This window comes from Rhodococcus sp. 1163 (assembly GCF_002091985.1).
In the GTDB taxonomy this organism is placed as follows: Bacteria; Actinomycetota; Actinomycetes; order Mycobacteriales; family Mycobacteriaceae; genus Rhodococcoides.
This window is the reverse complement of record NZ_MKKX01000038.1, coordinates 417,332-440,443: the sequence shown is the minus strand read 5'-3', so window position 1 is coordinate 440,443 and position 23,112 is coordinate 417,332. Positions and strand designations below refer to the sequence as shown.

Annotated in this window: 20 protein-coding genes; 5 read left to right on the top strand and 15 right to left on the bottom strand. The window is 62.3% G+C overall.

From position 1 onward, the window contains the following. The first annotated feature begins 22 nt into the window (after nucleotides 1-22). Genes tkt through pgl form a run of 5 tightly spaced genes read left to right on the top strand, consistent with a single transcriptional unit; the run spans nucleotide 23 to nucleotide 6,453 of the window. Nucleotides 23-2,119: a transketolase gene (gene tkt / locus BJD99_RS19775; protein WP_084348836.1), complete on the top strand. Its 2,097-nt coding sequence runs from the start codon at nucleotides 23-25 to the stop codon at nucleotides 2,117-2,119. Between the two features lie 5 nt (nucleotides 2,120-2,124). Beyond that, the gene (gene tal, locus BJD99_RS19770) at nucleotides 2,125-3,249 is read left to right on the top strand and encodes a transaldolase (protein WP_084348999.1); all 1,125 of its coding nucleotides are present in this window, start codon (nucleotides 2,125-2,127) and stop codon (nucleotides 3,247-3,249) included. A gap of 3 nt (nucleotides 3,250-3,252) precedes the next feature. After that, the gene (zwf, locus tag BJD99_RS19765; RefSeq protein WP_084348835.1) at nucleotides 3,253-4,809 is read left to right on the top strand and encodes a glucose-6-phosphate dehydrogenase; all 1,557 of its coding nucleotides are present in this window, start codon (nucleotides 3,253-3,255) and stop codon (nucleotides 4,807-4,809) included. Further along, complete coding sequence (opcA, locus tag BJD99_RS19760) at nucleotides 4,806-5,714, top strand: glucose-6-phosphate dehydrogenase assembly protein OpcA (protein ID WP_373270566.1); 909 nt, start codon at nucleotides 4,806-4,808, stop codon at nucleotides 5,712-5,714. Before zwf ends, opcA begins: the two co-directional genes overlap by 4 nt. After that, a complete protein-coding gene (pgl, locus tag BJD99_RS19755) occupies nucleotides 5,707-6,453 on the top strand; it encodes a 6-phosphogluconolactonase (RefSeq protein ID WP_084348833.1) in 747 nt (248 codons plus the stop codon). Before opcA ends, pgl begins: the two co-directional genes overlap by 8 nt. Before the next feature lie 356 nt (nucleotides 6,454-6,809). Here pgl and ppc read toward each other — a convergent pair whose 3' ends face one another. The 15 genes from ppc to rpe all read right to left on the bottom strand — a co-directional run bounded on the left by ppc (nucleotide 6,810) and on the right by rpe (nucleotide 23,109). Then, the gene (ppc, locus tag BJD99_RS19750; RefSeq protein ID WP_084348832.1) at nucleotides 6,810-9,632 is read right to left on the bottom strand and encodes a phosphoenolpyruvate carboxylase; all 2,823 of its coding nucleotides are present in this window, start codon (nucleotides 9,630-9,632) and stop codon (nucleotides 6,810-6,812) included. A gap of 70 nt (nucleotides 9,633-9,702) precedes the next feature. Further along, nucleotides 9,703-9,936, bottom strand: a complete 234-nt coding sequence (gene secG, locus BJD99_RS19745; protein WP_084348831.1) for a preprotein translocase subunit SecG — start codon at nucleotides 9,934-9,936, stop codon at nucleotides 9,703-9,705. A gap of 180 nt (nucleotides 9,937-10,116) precedes the next feature. Then, complete coding sequence (gene tpiA / locus BJD99_RS19740) at nucleotides 10,117-10,902, bottom strand: triose-phosphate isomerase (protein ID WP_084348830.1); 786 nt, start codon at nucleotides 10,900-10,902, stop codon at nucleotides 10,117-10,119. A 3-nt stretch (nucleotides 10,903-10,905) separates the two neighbouring features. Next, the gene (gene pgk / locus BJD99_RS19735; RefSeq protein ID WP_084348829.1) at nucleotides 10,906-12,117 is read right to left on the bottom strand and encodes a phosphoglycerate kinase; all 1,212 of its coding nucleotides are present in this window, start codon (nucleotides 12,115-12,117) and stop codon (nucleotides 10,906-10,908) included. 5 nt (nucleotides 12,118-12,122) lie between these two features. Then, the gene (gap, locus tag BJD99_RS19730) at nucleotides 12,123-13,142 is read right to left on the bottom strand and encodes a type I glyceraldehyde-3-phosphate dehydrogenase (RefSeq protein WP_084348828.1); all 1,020 of its coding nucleotides are present in this window, start codon (nucleotides 13,140-13,142) and stop codon (nucleotides 12,123-12,125) included. 189 nt (nucleotides 13,143-13,331) lie between these two features. Next, entirely contained in the window at nucleotides 13,332-14,315 is a 984-nt protein-coding gene (gene whiA / locus BJD99_RS19725; RefSeq protein WP_084348827.1) for a DNA-binding protein WhiA, read from the bottom strand. After that, nucleotides 14,306-15,331: a uridine diphosphate-N-acetylglucosamine-binding protein YvcK gene (gene yvcK, locus BJD99_RS19720; RefSeq protein ID WP_084348826.1), complete on the bottom strand. Its 1,026-nt coding sequence runs from the start codon at nucleotides 15,329-15,331 to the stop codon at nucleotides 14,306-14,308. The genes whiA and yvcK overlap by 10 nt, the downstream gene beginning before the upstream one ends. Then, nucleotides 15,328-16,311, bottom strand: coding sequence for an RNase adapter RapZ (rapZ, locus tag BJD99_RS19715; protein ID WP_084348825.1), 984 nt, complete (start codon nucleotides 16,309-16,311; stop codon nucleotides 15,328-15,330). The genes yvcK and rapZ overlap by 4 nt, the downstream gene beginning before the upstream one ends. Beyond that, nucleotides 16,262-18,370, bottom strand: coding sequence for an excinuclease ABC subunit UvrC (gene uvrC, locus BJD99_RS19710; protein ID WP_084348824.1), 2,109 nt, complete (start codon nucleotides 18,368-18,370; stop codon nucleotides 16,262-16,264). Before uvrC ends, rapZ begins: the two co-directional genes overlap by 50 nt. Nucleotides 18,371-18,421: 51 nt before the next feature. Beyond that, a complete protein-coding gene (locus tag BJD99_RS19705) occupies nucleotides 18,422-18,889 on the bottom strand; it encodes a PH domain-containing protein (protein ID WP_084348998.1) in 468 nt (155 codons plus the stop codon). After that, nucleotides 18,886-19,383: a 6,7-dimethyl-8-ribityllumazine synthase gene (ribH, locus tag BJD99_RS19700; RefSeq protein WP_084348823.1), complete on the bottom strand. Its 498-nt coding sequence runs from the start codon at nucleotides 19,381-19,383 to the stop codon at nucleotides 18,886-18,888. The genes BJD99_RS19705 and ribH overlap by 4 nt, the downstream gene beginning before the upstream one ends. Then, nucleotides 19,380-20,633: a bifunctional 3,4-dihydroxy-2-butanone-4-phosphate synthase/GTP cyclohydrolase II gene (locus BJD99_RS19695; protein ID WP_084348997.1), complete on the bottom strand. Its 1,254-nt coding sequence runs from the start codon at nucleotides 20,631-20,633 to the stop codon at nucleotides 19,380-19,382. The genes ribH and BJD99_RS19695 overlap by 4 nt, the downstream gene beginning before the upstream one ends. Before the next feature lie 70 nt (nucleotides 20,634-20,703). Next, on the bottom strand, nucleotides 20,704-21,315 hold the full coding sequence (locus BJD99_RS19690) for a riboflavin synthase (protein ID WP_084348822.1): 612 nt from the start codon (nucleotides 21,313-21,315) through the stop codon (nucleotides 20,704-20,706). A 73-nt stretch (nucleotides 21,316-21,388) separates the two neighbouring features. Continuing rightward, on the bottom strand, nucleotides 21,389-22,432 hold the full coding sequence (gene ribD, locus BJD99_RS19685; RefSeq protein ID WP_373270565.1) for a bifunctional diaminohydroxyphosphoribosylaminopyrimidine deaminase/5-amino-6-(5-phosphoribosylamino)uracil reductase RibD: 1,044 nt from the start codon (nucleotides 22,430-22,432) through the stop codon (nucleotides 21,389-21,391). After that, a complete protein-coding gene (rpe, locus tag BJD99_RS19680) occupies nucleotides 22,429-23,109 on the bottom strand; it encodes a ribulose-phosphate 3-epimerase (protein ID WP_084348821.1) in 681 nt (226 codons plus the stop codon). Before rpe ends, ribD begins: the two co-directional genes overlap by 4 nt. Nucleotides 23,110-23,112 lie beyond the last annotated feature (3 nt).

The window sequence follows — 23,112 nt, the reverse complement described above, 5'->3', positions numbered from 1 at the left end:
GAATGTCAGGAGATCTCTGCTCGTGTCGACCACAGACGATATTGACGTCCTCACCACGGCGCACCACCCCAGCGACTGGACGGACCTGGACACCAGGGCGGTCGATACCGTCAGAGTCCTCGCTGCGGACGCGGTTCAAAAGGTCGGAAACGGTCACCCCGGGACGGCGATGAGTCTCGCGCCACTCGCGTACACGCTGTTTCAGCGGACCATGCGCCACGATCCGACCGACACACACTGGATCGGTCGCGACCGCTTCGTGTTGTCCTGCGGACATTCGAGCCTGACGCTGTACTTGCAGCTCTACCTCGGCGGATTCGGACTCGAACTGATCGACATCGAATCCCTACGCACATTCGGGTCGAAGACACCCGGCCACCCCGAGTTCCGGCACACCGACGGCGTCGAGATCACCACCGGTCCGCTCGGTCAGGGACTGGCGTCGGCTGTCGGCATGTCCATGGCGTCGCGACGTGAGCGCGGATTGTTCGATCCAGAGCCTGCGCTCGGCGCAAGTCCGTTCGACCACTTCATCTACGTCATCGCTTCCGATGGCGACATCGAAGAAGGAATCACCTCCGAGGCGTCCTCTCTTGCCGGTACCCAGCAACTCGGCAACCTCATTCTCTTCTACGACGACAACAAGATTTCAATCGAGCACTCGACCGATATCGCATTGTCGGAAGACACCGCAGCACGCTACGAGGCTTACGGCTGGCACGTCCAGGTCGTCGAGGGCGGCGAGAACGTCACGGCCATCGAGGCAGCCATCGAGGCAGCCAAGGCGGTGACCGACAAGCCGTCGATCATCGTTTTGCGCACCATCATCGGCTTCCCCGCGCCGACGATGATGAACACCGGCGCCGTTCACGGTGCGGCGCTCGGCGAAGAAGAGATCGTGAAGGTCAAGAAGGCTCTCGGTTTCGACTCGGAGAAGACGTTCGAGGTGACCGACGAGGTCATCGCGCACACGCGCAACCTGCAGGAACGCGGCCGCAAGGCGCACGAAGAGTGGAACCTCGAATTCGACGCCTGGGCAGCGCGTGAGCCCGAGCGCAAGAAATTGCTCGACCGACTCACCCAAGGGACTCTGCCCGAAGGATGGACCGATGTCCTCCCGACCTGGGAGCCCGGCAGCAAGGCCATCGCCACCCGAGCGGCCTCCGGCGAGGTTCTCAATGCGGTAGGACCCGTTCTCCCGGAACTGTGGGGCGGCTCGGCGGACCTCGCGGGCAGTAACAACACCACAATCAAGGGCGCCAAGTCGTTCGGCCCCACCTCGATCTCCACCGACGACTGGGATGCAGAGCCGTACGGTAGAACCCTGCACTTCGGCATCCGCGAGCATGCGATGGGCGCCATTCTGAGCGGGATCGTCATGCACGGACCGACACGCGCCTACGGCGGCACGTTCATGCAGTTCAGTGACTACATGCGTCCCGCTGTTCGGTTGGCATCGCTGATGGACATCGACCCCATCTATGTGTGGACACACGACTCCATCGGTCTCGGCGAGGACGGCCCGACCCACCAACCGGTCGAGCACCTCGCTGCTCTGCGTGCAATTCCGAATCTCTCGGTGGTCCGCCCAGGCGATGCCAACGAGACAGCCTTCGCATGGCAGGCCGTGCTCGCCAAGTCGAGTAGCAGTGGCCCGGTCGGGCTGGCGCTGACGCGTCAGGGCATCCCGGTCCTGGCGGGAACCAGCTACGAGGGTGTGTCCAAGGGCGGTTACATTCTGTCGGACTCCCCGACCGCACCCGACGTCATCCTCATCGGTACCGGCTCGGAACTCCAGTACGCAGTAGAGGCGCAGAAGCTGCTTGCAGAGCAGTCGATAGCCGCTCGCGTCGTGTCGATGCCGTGTGTGGAGTGGTTCGAAAGCCAAGACCAGAACTACCGCGACCAGGTGATTCCACCCACGGTCAAAGCTCGCGTCTCGGTCGAGGCCGGAATCGCAATGCCGTGGTACAAGATCGTCGGAGGCTTCGGCGAGATCGTTTCGCTCGAACACTACGGCGAGTCGGCGGACGCCAAAACACTGTTCCGCGAGTACGGATTCACAGCCGAGGCCGTCACCGCCGCCGCACAGCGCTCGATCACCAACGTGAAGGGATGACAGACATGACCCAGAACAAGAATCTCGCCGCTCTATCGGCCGCTGGAGTATCGGTGTGGCTCGACGACCTGTCGCGTGACCGTATCTCCTCGGGCAACCTGCAGGAACTGATCGACAGCAAGAGTGTCGTCGGCGTGACGACCAATCCGTCGATCTTCCAAGCAGCTCTCAGCAAGGGCAACGCCTACGACGCTCAGGTGACCGAACTGGCCGAACGCGGTGCCGATGTCGACGCCACCATCCGCACCGTCACCACAGACGACGTACGAAACGCGTGCGACATCTTCACTCCGGTCTTCGAAGCGACTGCCGGAGTCGACGGACGCGTTTCCATCGAGGTCGATCCACGACTGGCACACGACACCGAGAAGACGATCGCTCAGGCGGTCGAACTGTGGAAGATCGTCGACCGGCCGAACGTCCTGATCAAGATCCCGGCAACTGAGGCAGGCATCCCCGCCATCGCCAAGGTCATCGGTGAGGGCATCAGCGTCAACGTGACGCTGATCTTCTCCGTCGAACGCTACGAACTGGTCATCGGCGCATACCTCGAGGGCCTCGAAGCTGCTCGCGCCGCAGGGCACGACCTGTCGAAGATCCACTCGGTCGCGTCGTTCTTCGTCTCTCGCGTCGACACCGAGATCGATGCGCGCCTGGACAAGATCGGCACCCCTGCCGCGACGGACCTCCAGGGTAAGGCAGCACTGGCCAACGCGCGGCTCGCGTACGTGGCCTACCAGCAGGCGTTCGAGGTGGGCTCACGGTTCCACGATCTCGCTGGGTCCGGTGCTCGCCCGCAGCGTCCGCTGTGGGCATCGACCGGGGTCAAGAATCCGGCATACCCGGACACCTTGTACGTCACCGATCTGGTCTCCCCCAACACTGTGAACACGATGCCGGAAAAGACCATGGACGCGGTCGCCGATCATGGTGAGGTCACAGGCGACACTATTTCCGGCAAGGGCCCCGAATCCCAGGAAGTGTTCGACAAGCTTTCCGCAATCGGGATCGATATCTCGGACGTGTTCCTCACTCTCGAGAACGAGGGCGTCGAAAAGTTCGAGGCATCGTGGAACGAACTGCTCGAAGCCACCGGTGAGCAGCTTCGCCAAGCGGGCCAGAAGAGCTGATACGTGGCCACCGCAGACACCGACCCGAAGAGCAATGCGGAGTGGCAGAACCCACTTCGCGATCCTCGCGATAAACGCCTTCCTCGTATCGCCGGCCCGTGCAGCCTGGTGATATTCGGCGTCACGGGCGATCTCGCTCGAAAGAAGCTCATGCCTGCGGTGTACGACCTGGCGAACCGGGGGCTACTCCCCCCCGGTTTCGCTTTGGTCGGCTTCGCTCGTCGCGAGTGGGGCAACGAAGATTTCGCGAAAATCGTGCACGATGCAGTTCGCGATCACGCACGAACTCCCTTCATCGAAGAAGTATGGAACACGCTCGCCGAAGGATTCCGATTCGTACAGGGTTCCTTCGACGACGACGCCGCCTTCGACGAATTGGCCCGCACGCTGGGCGAATTGGATGCAACACGTGGAACCGCCGGCAACCATGCCTTCTACCTTTCTGTTCCTCCCAGCGCGTTTCCGGTTGTGCTCGAACAACTCTCGCGATCCGGGTTGGCGCAGAGCACGGACGACAATTGGCGTCGCGTCGTCATCGAGAAGCCTTTCGGACACGATCTGGCGAGCGCCAAGGAACTGAACGCCGTCGTGAACCGGGTGTTTCCCGAGGACACCGTTTTCCGCATCGACCACTATCTCGGCAAGGAAACAGTTCAGAACATTCTGGCGCTCCGGTTCGCGAATCAGCTCTTCGACCCGATCTGGAACGCGCACTACGTCGATCACGTCCAGATCACGATGGCCGAGGACATCGGCCTCGGTGGGCGGGCCGGTTACTACGACGGCATCGGCGCAGCACGTGACGTGATCCAGAATCACCTGCTGCAACTGTTGGCCATCACTGCCATGGAGGAGCCGGTCAGTTTCAGTCCCACCGAATTGCAGTCGGAGAAGATCAAAGTTCTCTCGGCAACGAAACTGGCGGAACCGCTGGCCCAGACTTCGGCGCGTGGGCAATACAGCGCGGGCTGGCAGGGCAGTCAGAAGGTGAAGGGCCTGAAGGAAGAAGAAGGTTTCGACACCGAGTCCAATACCGAGACCTACGCTGCCATCACGCTCGAGGTCGACACGCGTCGATGGGGTGGAGTTCCTTTCTATCTCAGGACAGGTAAGGCTCTCGGTCGCCGGGTTACCGAAATCGCGATGGTGTTCAAACGTGCGCCGCATCTTCCTTTCGACGAGACGATGACAGAAGAACTCGGTCAGAATGCACTCGTCATCAGGGTTCAACCCGATGAGGGTGTGACGATGCGTTTCGGGTCCAAGGTGCCTGGCTCGAGCATGCAGGTTCGAGATGTCAGCATGGACTTCAGCTACGGCCAGGCATTCACGGAGTCTTCACCGGAGGCCTACGAGCGGCTCATCCTCGATGTGCTGCTCGGTGAGCCTTCACTGTTCCCAGTCAACGCCGAGGTCGAGCTTTCGTGGCAGATTCTGGATCCGATTCTCGACTTCTGGGCTGCGGGTGGAACAGCCGAGCCGTACGAAGCGGGTACGTGGGGTCCGACATCGGGCGATGAAATGATGCACCGCACCGGACGCGAATGGAGAAGGCCGTGATCGTCGATATCCCCGCCACGACGACGAGGGCGGTGGGCAAGAAGCTGATCGAGCTTCGTGAATCCGGTGGCGCTGTCACCATCGGACGGGTGCTCACGCTCATCGTCGCCAGCCGTGACGGCGAGCAAGCCGAGACTGCCATCGAGGCAGCCAACGAAGCGAGCCGAGAGCATCCGTGTCGCGTCATCGTCCTCATTCGAGGAGACCGCTCTGCCGAATCCGGGCTGGATGCCCAGATTCGGGTGGGTGGCGACGCGGGAGCATCCGAGGTAGTGGTGCTCAGGCTGCACGGTGAACTTGCCGAGCACGAGCACAGTGTCGTCATTCCTTTTCTGCTGCCGGACACCCCGATCGTAGTCTGGTGGCCGAACGAAGCGCCCAAGATCCCCGCGCAGGATCCGTTGGGCAAGTTGGCAATTCGGAGGATTACCGATGCCACGAAGTCGCCGGATCCGACGTCGACGATCAAGTCACGGCTCGACAGTTACTCCCAGGGCGACTCGGATCTGTCGTGGAGCCGAGTCACCTACTGGCGTGGGTTGCTCGCCACCGCACTGGATCAGGCTCCACACGAGAAGGTCGTGGACGTCACTGTTTCCGGCCTCGCAGAGGAGCCTGCGCTCGACATCCTCGCCGGGTGGCTCGCAGCGAAACTCGAGGTTCCGGTGCACCGTAGGACCGGTGAACTGAAAGTCGAACTGAAGCGCGAGAACAGCGCGATCAGCATCGTTCGACCCCAGACCGGAAAGACGGCAACACTGTCGAGAACAGGTCAACCCGACGCCGAGGTCGCACTCGCGCGCCGTGAGACTCGTGAGTGCCTTGCCGAAGAATTGCGCCGACTCGATACCGATGAAATCTATGAACTCGCATTGAAAGGGCTGTCCAAGGTGAGCTATGAGTGAGACGTCGGTTCTGCAATTCCTGGACGCACAAGCACTGGTCGACGCTGCGCGGTCCCGGTTCGTCGAAGTGGTTGTCGCCGCCCAGGCCGATCGTGGTTCTGCCTCGGTGGTACTGACGGGGGGCGGCACCGGAATCGCCTTGCTCGAAGCCCTGCGAGAAGACTCCGGCGCAATCGACTGGTCGCAAGTGGATGTCTACTTCGGTGACGAACGCTTCCTTCCATCGGGCGATCCGGAGCGCAACGAAGTGCAAGCCAGGAACGCTCTGCTCGCCCACGTCCCGGTTCACCCGGACCGTGTGTTCCCGATGGCCGCGTCCGACGGGCCGCACGGGAGCGATGCACGACTCGCCGCCGTGAGCTATGCCCAGATTCTGGCGTCGCATTCGGAGGGGAACCACACTCCTGCGTTCGACATCCATCTGCTCGGTATGGGCGGTGAGGGCCACATCAATTCGCTCTTCCCGCACACCGATGCAGTGCGCGAGAAGACTCACTACGTCGTTGCTGTCGAGGACTCCCCCAAGCCACCGCCGGTTCGAATCACGTTGACACTACCGGCAATTCAACGTGCCAAGCATGTGTGGTTGCTGGTGTCCGGTGCCGCGAAGGCCCAAGCGGTATCCGATGCCGTAGGTGGCGCCGACCCAGTCGACATACCGTCTGCCGGCGCGCTCGGTTCCACCTCGACCGTATGGTTCCTCGACGCGGATGCAGCATCGGGACTTGCCACCGACTGAAGGCACTGTAGACGGCGCCGATCCTTGTCTTGTCATTTCAGACAGGCTCGGCGCCGTGCGTGCCGGATTCGAGTGCCTGTTCGGTGTCGACCGGGGTCTGGCTGATCGGGGTTTGCCTTGCCGGCAGCTGGACTCGACGTCCCCCGTGCCCGACCGAACGGTAAGCCCTTCCGTCGCGCCATGATTCGATGCTTTCTCTGCATTGTGACATTTCTGCCTCCTTGGTCCGCGGTCCCGTCCCCCTACCTCTTATGACGCGCCGACAACGGGACCGGTTCCACCGACGCCCCTATTCGTTCGATCGTGCCGAACCGCTCGCCGCCCGGGACCGATCGGGACCCCGGGCGAACGAAACCTCAGCCGCTGTTGCGAAGTGCGGTGGCGAGACCGTTCATCGTCAACAGGATTCCGCGTTTGACGCGTTCATCCGTGTCGCCTGCGCGGAACCTGCGCAGCATTTCCACCTGCATCTGGTTCAGCGGTTCGAGGTACGGGAACCTGTTGTGAACCGAGCGCTCCAATGCCGGGTTGTCCTCGAGCAGTCGGGTGTGGCCGGTGATCCGCAGATACATGCGCACCGTCTTCGCATGCTCGGTCTCGATCATGCCGAAGATCCGTCCGCGTAACTCACGGTCGGGGACGAGCTCTGCGTAGCGCGCGGCAATACCCAAGTCGGACTTGGCCATCACCTGGGCAAGGTTGGACAACACGGTCTGGAAGAACGGCCATGTCCGATACAGATCGGTGAGAGAGGCAAATTTGTCCTCGTCCCCGCCGACCCACTCTTCTATCGCAGTTCCTGTTCCGTACCAGCCCGGAAGCATGACTCGACACTGACTCCACGACATGACCCACGGGATCGCGCGAAGGTCGCTCACCGAATTGGTCGGCTTGCGCGAGGCGGGACGGCTTCCGATGTTCAATTCACCGACCTCTGCTACCGGCGTCGCCATCGAAAAGTACTCGACGAACCCAGGCTCGTCATGGACCAGTCGGCCGTATGCCGCACGAGCTCGCTGGGCTAGATCGTCGAGTACTGCGTATGCAGGCTCCGCATCCTCGCCCAGGCCTTCGACATCCAATAACGTCGACTCGAGCGTTCCTGCTACCAGCGACTCCAGATTCCGTCGAGCCCTGGAAGGCTCGGCATACTTGGCGGCGATGATCTCGCCCTGCTCGGTCAGTCGAAGTGAGCCCTGGACGACCCCTGGCGGCTGCGCCAGTATCGCGTCGTAGCTCGGGCCACCACCGCGACCGATAGTGCCTCCCCGGCCGTGGAAGAGCCGCAACCTGATCCCGGTCTTGCGCGAGGCCTCGAGTAGATCGAGTTCAGCTCGATACAGCGCCCAGTTGGCGGCCAGATATCCGCCGTCCTTGTTGGAGTCCGAGTAACCCAGCATCACTTCCTGGTTCATGCCGCGACCAGCGATCAACGCTCGGTACACGGGAACTTCGAGAGTGGCGATCAGCGTTGCCGCGCCCTGTTGCAGGTCCTCGATTGTCTCGAACAACGGCACTACGCCCACGGACGACGTCGGTGCCGACCCGTCGACTCCGGGGTCGAAGATGCCCGCCTCTTTGAGCAACAAGGCCGCCTCGAGCATGTCACTGACGGACTCGCACATGCTGATGATGTAGTTCTGGATCGTGTCGGGACCCAGATGATCGATCGCTTCCTTGGCAGCTCGAACGATGCCCAGTTCCTTCGTCGCGAGCTCGCTGAGCTCGGCGGTCGGACCGATCAATGGGCGCCGGGTCATCAGTTCACGAGAGAGGACTGCCACCCGGTCCGCCTCGGCGAGTGACAGGTAGTCCTGGTGGACGCCGGCCCACGCGAGCAGCTCGGCGACCACAACTTCGTGCGTCTCGGAATTCTGTCGCATGTCCAACGCTTGCAGATGAAAGCCGAAAGTCTCGACGGACTGGCGCAACTTCTGAAGACGATCATCGGCGATCAGTGCGTCTCCGTCTGCACGCAAAGCACGATCGACCGTGTCCAAATCGTCGAGAACATCCTGTGGCCGAGAGTACGGCGCGGCCCCACGGTCGAGCGCCGAGACCGGTACCGAGTCGAGGACCGCAGCCGCCGTGGCCGACAGTCGTGCACGAATACCGGCAATGGCCACTCGATACGGCTCATCGGACCGACGATCATCCGATTCACCGGAGGTGGAAGCGAGGGTAAGCAGGTCCTCGGTGACGGCCACCAGCCTGGCAGACATCGACAGTTCCTTCTCGAGGGAGACCAATTCGTCCAAGTAGTACGCAAACGCGACGTACCCGGCTTGGTGCGTGGCGGTATGTACCACCTCTGCGGTGACGTTCGGATTTCCGTCGCGATCTCCACCGATCCACGAACCGGGACGCAGGATGGGTCGTGCCAGCAGATTGCTGTCCGGCCACCGAAGCCGCAGTGCGCTTCGCACATCGGCGTTCAGTGCGGGGATGACATCGAACAACGAGGATTCGAAATAGCGAAGACCGACCTCGATCTCGTCTTGAATACGCAAGCGCGACAAACGAATCAGAGCTGTTTCCCACAGTGTCAGCACTTGACGTCGGATCTGGGTGTCGATGGAAGTCAATTCCTGCGCGGAACTCGAGACCTTGGCAGTCGAGACGACCTGGCGTCGACGCATGAGGTCGGTGATTTTCGCCTGGACGTCGAATACGGTACGTCGACGGGTCTCGGTGGGATGCGCGGTGATCACCGGCGAGACCAATGCGTCCGCCAACGCCGCAGTCACCCGCGACTGCGTGAGGCCCGCTGCGTCGAGTGCGAGCCACGTTGCATCGAGACTGCTGGCCTGCGGCGGATCGTTTCTGTCGACGTGGATGGCGCGACGTCGCTCGCGGTGTAGGTCTTCCGCAAGATTGGCAAGGAGCGAGAAGTGACTGAACGCTCGAATCAATGGAATCGCTTGGGCCACATCGGCATCGGCATAGAAGCCGGCAGAATCTTCGCGCTCCACCTCGGATCGGCGAACAGCGAAAGATTCGAGTCGCGCTCGTTCGACGAGATCGAACACGTCAGAACCTTCGTGTTCGCGAATGATGTCGCCGAGGATTCCACCGAGATAGCGGATGTCCTCGCGGAGGGGCTCGGTCAACTCACGGCCCTGAGTGGTCGGTGTGACGAAGGCGGGTGAACCGACCGACTCGAAGGAGGATTCGCTCATTCCCCCAGTATCGCCGAGTCGAGCCGCGTGTGCAGCCCAAGACCGGATCGATACCGCGGTCAGCCGAATGTCAGGAGTACTTGATCTCCAGACCGATTCCGAGAATCGCGATGAGCCACACCACTCCGGTGAAAATCGTCAAACGATCGAGGTTCTTCTCGACCACAGTCGAGCTGGACAAGCTCGACTGGACGCCGCCACCGAACAGACTGGACAGACCGCCGCCCTTACCGCGATGCAGCAGGATCAACAAAATCAGCGCCAGACTGGTGATAACCAGCAGGATATCCAGAAACAGATCCATGTCCACCTCAAAATCGATTGGATGCCTTTGGCAGCTTACCTGCCTTACGAACAGGTTCGGACACCGTGCCCGAAGAGCACGGTGTCCGAACTGTTCGAATCTGTCACGATCGCGTCAACTGCCCGACGACCCTTCGTACTCTCGTGCGTGTAAACCGAGGCGCGATGCAAAAACTCCGGATCAGGGAAGCGGCCCACCGGCGGCGATGGCCGACAGTGTGGCAAATTCGTCCGCCTTGAGTGAGGCCCCACCGACGAGTGCCCCATCGACGTCGGCCTGTCCGACGATCTCGCCGACGTTCTTGGCGTTGACCGACCCTCCGTAGAGAACTCGAACCACAGCGGCAACTTCGTCGGAAGCCAGGGTCTTCAGTTCCTCACGGATCGCTCCGCACACTTCCTGAGCATCGGACGCGCTGGCCACTCGACCTGTACCAATGGCCCAGACCGGCTCGTAGGCGATGACCACCTTCGAGATTTCCTCGGCCGACAGTCCATTCAGCGAGCCGCGCAGTTGCTTGACGTTGTACGACACGTGCTCACCGGCCTCCCTGATGTTCAAGCCCTCTCCGATGCAGACGATCGGGGTGAGCCCGTTCTTCAGAGCAGCCTTGGTCTTGGCCAACACTGTCGCGTCGTCCTCGCTGTGTAGCGTGCGACGCTCGGAGTGGCCGACGACCACGAAGGTGACACCCAGCTTCGCCAGCATCGAGCCGCTGATTTCGCCTGTGTATGCGCCCGAGTCGTGAGCCGACACGTCCTGCGCACCGAAGGTGAGAAGGAGTTTGTCACCCTCGATGAGGGTCTGCACGCTCCGGATGTCGGTGAACGGCGGGATGACCGTCACATCGACCTTGTCGAAGTACTTTGCCGGCAGCGAGAACGCGATCTTCTGCACCAGCGAAATCGCTTCGAGGTGGTTCAGATTCATTTTCCAGTTGCCTGCGATAAGCGGCTTGCGTGACACGAGTCAGACCTCCAACGCTGCGAGTCCGGGAAGGTGCTTACCCTCGAGGTACTCCAGGGACGCTCCACCCCCGGTCGAGATGTGCGAAAAACCATCGTCCGGCAACCCGAGGGCACGAACGGCTGCAGCGGAATCACCACCGCCGACGACGCTGAACGCACCGTTGGCAGTAGCCGATCCGATTGCCTCGGCCAAGCCCTTGGTCCCGGCTGCGAACTTCTCGAATTCGAACACGCCCATCGGACCGTTCCAGAACACTGTCTTGGCCGCGCGTAGGACCGCTCCGAAGCGTTCCACCGACTCAGGTCCGATATCGAGCCCCATCCAGCCGTCCGGAATCTCGTAGGACTGAACGATCTTCGATTCGGCAGAAGCAGAGAACGAATCGGCGACGACGACATCCTTGGGAAGATGGATGACATCTCCGAATCGCTCGAGCAGATCCTTGCAGGTCTCGATCATGTCCTCCTGCAGAAGCGAGGTGCCTACCGAAACACCCTGAGCAGCGAGGAATGTGAAACACATGCCGCCGCCGATCACCAGAGTGTCGACCTTCGGTGCAAGTGCCTCGATCACCGCGAGCTTGTCCGTCACCTTCGAACCACCCAGGACCACTGCGTACGGGCGTTTCGGGGTCTCGGTCAGTGTCTTCAAGACCTCGACCTCGGTGGCCACCAGATTGCCCGCATAAGACGGCAAGAGTGCGGCAACATCGAAAACCGAAGCCTGCTTGCGATGAACCACCCCGAACCCGTCGGATACGAAAGCGCCCTCGCCATCGGTCAAGGCAACCAGTTCGGCAGCCAAGCTCGCGCGCTCGGCGTCGTCCTTGCTGGTTTCACGCGGGTCGAAGCGAATGTTCTCCAGCAGGAGTACATCGCCGTCCGTCAAACCCTCGGCACGTGCCTGTGCATCCTGGCCGACGACGTCGCCCGCGAGTTGAACATGGCGCCCGAGCAGCTCACCCAGTTTCGCCGCGACCGGAGCCAGCGAGTACTTCGCGTCCGGTTTGCCTTCGGGTCGGCCGAGGTGCGCTGTGATGATCAGCTTCGCGTCGGCGTCGAGCAGCGCTTTCAGCGTGGGCAGCGACGCAACGATCCGACCGGGATCGGTGATGACACCGTTCTCGATCGGAACGTTGAAGTCGGCGCGCACGAGCACTGCGCGGCCGGACACGCCGGCCGCTAGCAGATCCTGCAGTGTCTTGACGGCCATGTTGATCAGAGAGACTTTCCGACGAGACCGATGAGGTCGACGAGACGGTTGGAGTAACCCCACTCGTTGTCGTACCAGGAAACGATCTTGACCTGGTCGTCGATGACCTTCGTCAGCGGGGCGTCGAAGACGCTCGAGTGCGGGTCGGTGACGATGTCCGAGGAGACGATCGGGTCGGTGTTGTACTTGAGGATGCCCTTGAGCGGTCCCTCTGCTGCAACACGCATAGCCTCGTTGATCTCCTCGACGCTCGCCTTCTTGGCGAGGTGAGCGGTGAGGTCGGTGACCGAGCCGGTTGGGATCGGAACGCGAAGTGCGTAGCCGTCGAGCTTGCCGAGCAGCTGCGGGAGAACCAGGCCGATGGCCTTCGCTGCGCCGGTACCGGTCGGAACGACGTTCAGCGCGGCTGCGCGTGCACGACGGAGGTCCGAATGCGGACCGTCCTGCAGGTTCTGATCCTGTGTGTACGCGTGGATGGTCGTCATGAGGCCCTTGACGATGCCGAAGTTGTCGTCGAGGACCTTCGCGATGGGGCCGAGGCAGTTGGTGGTGCACGACGCGTTGGAGATGATGTTCTGGCTGCCGTCGTACTTGTCGTCGTTGACGCCCATGACGATCGTGATGTCCTCACCCTTGGCGGGAGCGGAGATGATGACCTTCTTCGCGCCGGCGTCGAGGTGTCCCTTTGCCTTGGCAGCGTCGGTGAAGATACCGGTGGACTCCACGACCACGTCGACACCCAGATCGCCCCATGGGAGCGCCGAAGGTCCCTCGCGCAGCGACAGAACCTTGATCTTCTGGTTCCCGACAACGATCGTGTCGTCACCCTCGAGGCTCACCTCGTGGGGCAGGCGCCCAAGGATGGAGTCGTACTTCAGGAGGTGAGCGAGGCTCGCATTGTCCGTGAGGTCATTGACGGCGACGATCTCGATATCAGTTGTGCCCAAAGCTTTCTGCGCATCTACCGCCCTGAAGAAGTTACGTCCGATACGGCCGAAACCGTTAACGCCTACCCGGATCGTCACTGTTCGCTCCTAAGTTGTTGAATCGATGTCGTTGCACCGATGTTGTCGAACGATGTTGTCGAACGATGTCTTCGAACCGGTGCTGTTGCACCGGTTCTTCGTGGTCTGCGCATGCGAACTTCCGCACGCGCAGATTCCACCCTAGTGTGCGGGCACCGCTTGCGCGCGCGACACCCAGCACCGAACCGTTCAGGCCTCGTCGAGTAATTCCGCTGTGACGGCCGACTCGGTGTCCGGAATACCGGTGTCCTTGGCTTTACGGTCCGCCATCGACAACAGTCGACGGATTCGTCCGGCGACGGCGTCCTTCGTCATCGGCGGATCGGCGAGCTGACCGAGTTCTTCCAGCGACGCCTGGCGATGCTGTACGCGGAGAGCACCTGCGTCTGCCAGATGGTCCGGCACCTCGTCCCCGAGAATGTTCAAGGCTCGCTCCACCCGCGCCGCAGCTGCGACGGCAGCTCGAGCCGACCTCCGGAGGTTGGCGTCGTCGAAGTTCGCGAGGCGGTTTGCGGTGGCCCGCACTTCCCTGCGCATCCGACGCTCTTCCCACACCAACCGGGTGTCCTGAGCGCCCATTCGGGTCAAGAGTGCGCCGATCGCTTCACCGTCACGAACGACGACCCGGTCGGTACCGCGAACTTCGCGTGCTTTTGCTGCGACACCGAGTCGTCTGGCAGCGCCGACCAAGGCCAACGCCGCTTCGGGTCCTGGGCAACTGATCTCGAGCGCCGATGAGCGGCCCGGCTCGGTGAGTGATCCATGGGCGAGGAACGCACCCCGCCACGCAGCTTCGGCATCGCCGATCGTTCCGCCGACGACCTGTGCTGGGAGACCTCGGACGGGACGGCCCCGCATATCGAGCAGTCCAGTTTGTCTGGCCAACGCCTCTCCGTCCTTGGCAACCCGGACGACGTAGCGCGAGGTCTTACGCAACCCGCCGGCACTCAGGACGTGGACGTCGGACGAGTAGCCGTAGAGTTCGAAAATTTCGCGTCGCAGACGCCGAGCGATCGATCCGAGATCGACCTCCGCTTCCACGACGACTCTTCCTGCAACGATGTGAAGCCCACCGGCGAATCGCAGCAGGGCCGATACTTCGGCTCGCCTGCAGCTCACCTGGGTAATCGCGAGCCTGCTGAGCTCGTCCTTCACCTCCGCTGTCATGGCCACGAAGTGTTCCCCTCTCTGCGTGCGGAACCCACCGGTGCCTCGTCCCGCGACGAGACGATGTTACCGAGGGCAGCAGCCAACTTGCCGAAATGATGCGCGTGAGTTCCTGATTCGGCGACGTCTACGTACACGACGTCGGCCCCGAGCCTTGCGGCAGCTCGAGCTACGTGGTCGCGTTCCGCGCCGTCCGGGACGAAGGCCGAATCCACCACGACGTAGTCCACGGAGAAATCAGGTGCGTGTTGGGAGAGTACGTGCAGATGACGCTCGGCAGAGAATCCTGTGGTCTCCCCGAGCTCCGGTGCCAGGTTCAGAATCAGAACCTTTTGCGCTGCTGTCGTCTCGAGCGCCGTCAGCAGATCCGGAACCAAGACATGGGGAATGACACTCGAGAACCACGATCCCGGCCCGAGTACGACAAGGTCGGCCGCCTCGATTGCCGCTATCGCCTCGGGCGTCGCCGGCGGACCGGGTGGCGTCAGCCGCACCCTTCTCACTTTGCCTGGTGTGGTGGCGACAGCGACCTGACCACGAATGACTCTGCTCACACGCGGGTCGTCTTCGAGACCTGACACGTCGGCTTCGATGTCGAGCGGCACCAGTGCCATCGGCACTACTTGTCCCTCGATGCCGAGCAGCGATCCGATCTCTTCCAATGCCGACACCGGATCACCGATAACTTCGGTGAGCCCGGCGAGGATCAAGTTCCCGACCGAGTGTCCCGCCAGCGCGCCGGAACCACCGAACCTGTGCTGGAGAACCTCCGCCCATCGCTGAGTTCGCGGATCCTCGGCAGCCAGAGCAGTGAGCGCCATGCGTAGATCCCCTGGCGGCAGTACGCCGAGTTCGGCGCGAAGTCGACCGGAGGATCCGCCGTCATCGGCCACGGTGACCACCGCGGTCACATCCGACGCCAGTCTGCGTGCGGCACTGAGCGTCGCGTACAGGCCATGTCCCCCACCGAGAGCCACGATCTTCAGCGAAGACCCGACACCGCCGCCGTCTTTCGCACTCATTCGCGACCCGCATCGCGATGCTGAACCCGCACCGACAGATCATCGTGCCGACCCAGAAGTATCGCCAAAGCCTCCGACATCGCCACGCTTCGATGTTTGCCGCCCGTGCAACCGACCGCGACCGTCATGTACTGCTTACCCTCTCGCCGATAGCCGTTGACCGTCAGCAGCAACAGGTGATGGAACGTCTGCAGATAGTCCTGAGCGCCTTCCTGACTCAGGACGTACTCGCTCACTGCGGGGTTACGACCTGTGTGCTCGCGTAGCTCTGGAATCCAATGCGGATTGGGGAGGAACCGTACGTCGCAGACCACATCAGCGTCCATGGGTAGTCCGTATTTGAACCCGAACGACTGCACGGTCACACCGATCAGATCTGCGTCGACACCGCTGAAGGCCGTCTCGATCTTTCGCCGCAGTTGATGCACCGACAGTGAAGTGGTGTCGATGGTGACGTCGGCGGCAGCTTTCACCTGCGCCAACCGAATCCGCTCCGCCGCGATGCCCTCGGTGAGGGTGCCGTCCTGACCGTCGTTCTGCAGCGGATGACTCCGACGATTCGATTCGAATCGTTGGATCAGGGCGGCATCGGTAGCGTCGAGGAACAGCACACGATTGCGGACGCCCTTGGAATCGAGTTCTCGCACCACCCAGTCGAGGTCCCCCGTGAACAATCGACTTCGAACATCCATCACCAACGCAAGACGATCGATCCGCGGTTCCGACTCGAGACCGAGATCGACCATCTGCGATATCAGCTCGGGTGGAAGATTGTCGGCGACGTACCAACCGAGATCTTCGAGAACTTTTGCGGCAGTCCGAAGCCCTGCGCCGGACAACCCGGTGACCAGCGCCACTTCGATGCCGTCACCTCGACCGACCAGCCTGTCCGGCTGGTCGGTGGCATGCTGGATATTGGGTTCGCTCACGTCATGCCTGCCCTGTCGAAGTTGCTTCCTGACGACTGCGTTCGCCCCCATCGAACGTGTCGCCACCGGGGACATCATCCCCCACCTCGACGCCGGGCGCGCTGGAAGCCGTTTCGCCGCTGAGTGCCGTGAGCACAGCTTTGGCCGTCATCTCACCGATACCGGGCACCTCGATGATGTCGGCAACGGTCGCTTCTTTGAGTTTCGCGACCGAACCGAAGTGCCCCACGAGTGCGTTTCGCCGACTCTCCCCCAGTCCTTTGACCGAGTCGAGAGCCGATGCGGTCATGCGTCTGGATCGCTTACTGCGGTGGAACGTGATCGCAAAACGGTGCGCCTCGTCTCGCACACGTTGCAGCAGATACAGAGATTCGCTGGTACGCGGCAGGATCACCGGGTCCGCCTCACCCGGCACCCACACTTCTTCGAGTCGTTTCGCCAAGCCGACGACGGCCACATCGGTGATTCCGAGCTCATCGAGAACCTCGGCCGCTGCAGCGACCTGAGGTGCACCGCCGTCGACCACGAAAAGATTGGGAGGGTACGCGAATCGCCGGGGCCGTCCGGTCTGCGGGTCGAGCGCCGCCTCGGGCGCGAGATCTCCACCTGAACCAGCTCCGCTCGCATCGGAGCTGTGACGCAGGAACCTACGGCGCGTCACCTCCGCAATACTCGCCACGTCGTCGGAATGCCCATCTCCGGCCGCTTCCTTGATGGAATAGTGCCGATAGTCGCTCTTGCGGGGAAGCCCGTCCTCGAACACCACCAACGACGCGACGACATCGGTCCCTTGCACGTGGGAGATATCGATGCACTCGATACGAAGCGGCGCCGAATCCAGATCCAGGGCCTCCTGAATTCCTTGCAAGGCGGCGGATCGCGAGGTGAAATCGCCTGCACGCTTGAGTTTGTGTTGCTGCAGCGCTTCCTTTGCGTTGCGCTCCACCGTCTCGGCGAGGGCCTTCTTGTCCCCACGTTGCGGTACTCGGAGCGTCACATTGGATCCGCGAAGTGAACTGAGCCACAGCTGCACTTCGGCTGCGTTGGCGGGTAACACCGGCACGAGAACCTCACGCGGAACCGCGTTGGCACTGCCGTCGTCGTTCTGGCTGTCTCGGTTGCCCGGCACGTGTGACGACAGCGCTGCTTGCTCACCGTAGAACTGGGTGAGAAATTGCTCGACCAATGCTGGTAGGTCGGATTGATCGGCGGCCTGCTGCTCGATCACCTCGCCTGCCTTCTCGACGACCCAGCCGCGCTGGCCTCGCACACGTCCGCCGCGAACGTGAAATACCTGCACCGCGGCCTCGAGTGCATCGGTGGCGAAAGCGACGAGATCGGCATCGGTGCCGTCACCGAGCACCACCGCCTGCTTCTCGAGCGCGCGACGCAGTGCGCCGACGTCGTCGCGCAGTCGTGCAGCGGTTTCGAAGTCCAGATCATCGGACGCCGTCTGCATCTGCTTCTCGATCTGACGAACCAGTCTGTCGGTCTTACCGGAGAGAAAGTCGCAGAAGTCTTCGACGATCGTGCGATGCTCGTCCGCCGATACACGACCTACGCACGGCGCAGAACACTTGTCGATGTACCCGAGTAGGCAAGGTCGACCGATCTGCTTGTGCCTCTTGAACACTCCGGCCGAACAGGTACGTGCTGGAAATACCCGCAACAGCAGATCGAGGGTTTCCCGGATGGCCCAAGCATGGGCGTACGGACCGAAATACCGCACGCCCTTGCGCCGTGGACCCCGGTAGACGAACAGGCGTGGATACTCTTCGTTCATCGTGACCGCGAGCATCGGATAGCTCTTGTCGTCGCGATAGCGAACATTGAACCGAGGATCGAATTCTTTGATCCAGTTGTATTCGAGCTGGAGCGCCTCGACCTCGGTCGTCACGACGGTCCACTCGACCGAGGCCGCGGTGGTCACCATCTGTCGGGTGCGGGGATGAAGAGAGGCGACGTCGGCGAAATACGAGTTCAGGCGACTGCGGAGGCTTTTTGCTTTTCCGACATAGATGACGCGTCCATGCGGATCGCGAAATTTGTACACACCGGGCTCGACCGGAACAGTCCCGGTTGCAGGGCGGTACGTAGCTGGATCGGACACGTATCCCAGGCTAGTCGCAGCTACCGACGAACCAGGCCCAGCGCTGCTCGCTCACTCTTCCGTCACCCTGTCGGCGCCCGTGTACTTTGCTTCGAGCGAACGGAACGCCCGCACCGCGTCGACGGCGTGGCCTCGGTCGTTGGACTGAATTGCCATCACCGGGATGAACTCGTCGTCGGGGATGTCCACTCGAGCCCACATCGCACCGTCGGGAAACGACAGGCCGCGCACCAGATCCCATTCGATCAAGCGCTCGGACAAAATGTTGCGAACGGCGACGCCTTCTCTACCGACCCGCACGCGCGGTCGTGTCAGCAACAGTGCGATCCCGGCTAGCAGGACACCGATTCCGGCGAGTGCAAGCTGATCGGCAGTGCGAAAGTAGACCCCGGTTGGGGACACGCGCAGAAGAATCGCCACGGTGGTGTGCGACACCAGCAGCACGACCGCCGCTGCTATCGCGAACCGGGCGGACTTGATCGAACGCACCTCGAGTTCCCAACGAGCGTCGTCGGTCATCGGAACGCCTCGTCGGTCCACGGCTGACGTAGGTGCTTGAGTGTCAGCGCGGTGTCGACAGCAGCTGCTACCGCTTGCGCACCCTTGTCCTCTTTCGATTCCGGGAGACCGGCCCGATCGAGTGCCTGTGCTTCGTCGTTCGTGGTGAGCACTCCGTTGGTGACGGGTGTGCTCTCGTCGAGCGAAACCCTGGTCAGACCGGCGGTGACAGCGTCGCAGACGTACTCGAAATGCGGAGTACCGCCACGGATGACCACCCCGAGTGCGACCACTGCGTCATGCGACTTGGCCAGAGCCTGGGCAACTACCGGCAGTTCGATCGCACCGGCGACACGCACCACGGTGACGTCGGTGATACCGACCTCTTCGGCCTTCCGCTTGGCACCAGCCAGCAGCGCCTCGGAAATCGTCCTGTGCCACTGGCCCGCAACGATAGCCAGCTTCAGGTCCTCTGCACCGGACAGCTGCAGTTCGGGTTCGCCGCCGCCGCTCATCGGTTGGTCCCTGCTTCGTACTCGTCCAAACCGACCAGGTCGTGTCCCATGCGGTCTCGTTTGGTGCGAAGGTACGTCAGATTCTCGGCATTCGCGCGGAGCGGCATCGGAACCCGCTCTGTCACGTGGAGTCCGTACCCGTCCAACCCGACTCGCTTCGCCGGATTGTTGGTGAGCAACCGCATGGACGAGATTCCGAGGTCCACCAGAATTTGGGCACCGATCCCGTAGTCCCTGGAATCTGCTGGAAGCCCCAACTGCAGGTTTGCGTCGACGGTGTCCGAACCTGCGTCCTGGAGCTGGTAGGCCTGCAGCTTGTGCAGCAAACCGATGCCGCGACCCTCGTGACCGCGCATGTAGAGCACAACGCCCCGACCCTCTGCGGCAATCATGTCCATCGCAGCATCGAGCTGGGGTCCACAATCGCATCGGAGCGATCCGAATACATCGCCGGTGAGGCACTCCGAGTGGACGCGAACGAGAACGTCGCTTCCATCGCCGTCCGGGCCTGCGATATCGCCCATGACGAGCGCAACGTGCTCCACCTCGTCGTACACGCTTTGGTAGCCGACGGCACGGAATGTCCCGTGCCTGGTCGGAATGCGTGCATCGGCCACGCGGACCACATGCTTCTCGTGCTTACGACGCCACGCGATGAGGTCGGCAATAGAGATCAGAGCCAGGTTGTGTTCGTCTGCAAAAACCCGCAGTTCGTCGGTTTGGGCCATCGCGCCCTCGTCCTTCTGGCTGACTATTTCGCAGATGACGCCCGCCGGTCGCAGATCGGCCATGCGTGCGAGGTCGACGGCGGCTTCGGTGTGGCCGGGGCGACGCAGAACGCCGCCTTCTTTCGCACGGAGTGGTACCACGTGACCAGGGCGTGTGAAGTCGTTGGCACCTGTATCCGGGTCTGCCAACAACCGCATGGTCGCTGCACGATCGGATGCGGAAATGCCGGTGCCGATGCCCTCGCGCGCATCGACTGTCACCGTGTATGCAGTGCCGTGTTTGTCCTGGTTGGTGGCGAACATCGGCGGCAGCCCGAGTCGATCACAGTCCTCACCGGCGAGCGGCACACACAGATATCCGGAGGTGTACCGCACCATGAACGCGACGAGTTCGGGCGTCGCCTTCTCGGCGGCGAAGATGAGATCGCCTTCGTTCTCGCGATCCTCGTCATCGACTACCACAACTGCTTTGCCCGCGGCGATGTCAGCGACCGCACGCTCGATACTGTCGAACCTTGTCACGTCCTGCGCTCCATACTTGTCATACCCCACCATGCATCCGAGGGTGCGGGTGCACCTTCGAGCGTACTTTCTAGGCGCCTACGGTCTGCAGGCGCTCCACATACTTGGCGATGACGTCCACTTCGAGGTTGACGGGCGCACCGACCTCGGCACTTCCCAACGTCGTCATGTCGAGTGTGGTCGGGATCAACGAGATCTCGAACCAGTGCTCGCCACCTTCGTCCTTGCCGAGCGCCGACACGGTCAACGACACTCCGTCGACTGTGATCGAGCCCTTTTCCACGACGTATCGAGCGACCGATGTGGGCATCGATACGCGCACCACGGTCCAGTTCTCCGACGGTGAACGATGAACGACGGATCCGGTCCCGTCGACGTGGCCCTGCACCAGGTGCCCGCCGAGGCGCTTGCCCATCGCCATGGCACGTTCCAAGTTGACTCGGCTGCCTACCTCGAGCCGCTGCAACGAAGACCTGTCGAGCGTCTCCTGCATGACATCAGCGGTGAATGCGCCTTCTGCCAGCACGTCCACGACGGTCAGGCACACCCCGTTCACTGCGATGGAGTCGCCGTGACCTGCGTCCGAGGTCACGATCGGCCCCTTGACGGTGAAGCGGGCCGCGTCGACCAGGTCTTCCCTGCCGATGATCTCGCCGAGTTCCTCGACGATTCCGGTGAACACTTCGTACTCACTCCTGTCCGGTCGATCTTTTTGTCGTTCCGCTACTACGGCGGATGCTGCGTGTACGTGCGGTTCAGGCGTTTCGGTTCGGAACGGCGCTGAGAAAGATGTCGGCTCCGATCGGCTGCACACTCTCGATAGAAAACCTCAAGGCGTCGGTGATTGTTCCGACACCTGCATTCTCCACTGCCGCCGGGCCGGATCCCAGCACGAGAGGAGCGATATACGCCACGATTCTGTCGACCAGCCCCGCGGCCAGAAACGCGCCGGCCAGTGTCGGTCCACCTTCGATCAGTACATCGGTGTGCTCGGCCAGCGCGTGCATCACCTCGGCCGGCTCGCGGCTCCGCACGAACAACGTCGGAGCTTCGGAGCTTCGGACTTGCGCAGTCGGGGCTGTCTCCCGAAGTCCCACGACGACTCGTGTGGGCTGATGCGGCGAGTCGGTGCCGTCGGGCAACCGAGCGGTCAGTCTCGGATCATCGGCCGCTACCGTGCCGGTACCGACGACGATGGCGTCGAGTGTGGATCGTTGCGCGTGGACGTGGGCACGCGCCGCAGGACCCGTGATCCACTGACTGGAGCCGTCGGCCGCAGCACTTCGGCCGTCCAGACTTGCGGCGTACTTCAGGGTCACGTGTGGACGGCCGGTCCGCTGCTTGTGCAACCACGCACGCAGTGGCCCTTTGGCCACGGTCTCAGCGCCTGTTCCGGACTCTACGAGCACGCCTGCTTCGATCAAAGTCTGGGCGCCGCCCTGTGCCAACGGAGTGGGATCGGTAACGGCGAACACCACTTTGGCGACGCCGGCTTCGATGAGTGCCCGCGAGCACGGACCAGTTCTGCCAGTGTGATTGCACGGCTCCAGGGTGACCACCGCAGTGCCCCCGCGCGCCTTCTCGCCTGCTTCCCGCAACGCCACGACCTCGGCATGTGGACCACCCGAAGGTTGGGTCGACCCCACGCCGACGACTACGCCGTCGACGTCGAGAATGATCGCACCCACGGGTGGATTGGGGCTCGTTCGGCCTCTGGCTGCGTCGGCTTCGTCGACGGCCATCCGCATCGCCTCGTCGATGGAGGTGTAACCGCCACCAGCCATCCGGGCGACACTCATCCGTGCAACAGGTGCTTCGAGGCCCGGGCTGCTTGCGCGCGTAGACCTCGGACCGCGCCTGCTGGATCGGAAGTGCCGTAGACTGCCGAACCTGCCACGAAGCAGTCGATCCCGGCCGCCGCGGCCTGTTCGATCGTGTCGACGTTGATGCCTCCGTCAATTTCCACGATCAGCTTCAGCTCACCCGAATCGACGAGCGAGCGAACGATCGCAGCCTTGCTCAGCACCTCGGGCATGAACGACTGCCCGCCGAATCCAGGCTCCACGCTCATGACGAGAAGGGTGTCGAACGAACGAAGGATCTCGAGGTACGGCTCGATGGGGGTGCCGGGCTTGACGGCGAGGCCGGCTTTCCCACCCGCCGCACGAATGTCTTTGGCGACCGCGATCGGATCGTCGGTTGCCTCGGCGTGAAACGTGACGTTGAAGGCGCCCGCCTCCGCGTACGACGGCGCCCAGCGAGCCGGATCCTCGATCATCAGGTGGCAGTCCAACGGAATGTCGGTGGCCTTCGACAACGACTGAACCACCGGTAGCCCCAAGGTCAGATTGGGTACGAAATGGGCGTCCATGACATCGACGTGCAACCAGTCGGAGCCCTCGACTGCATCGGCTTCTTCACCCAAACGGGCGAAGTCGGCGGAAAGGATGGACGGTGCGATCATCGGAGCTGACACACC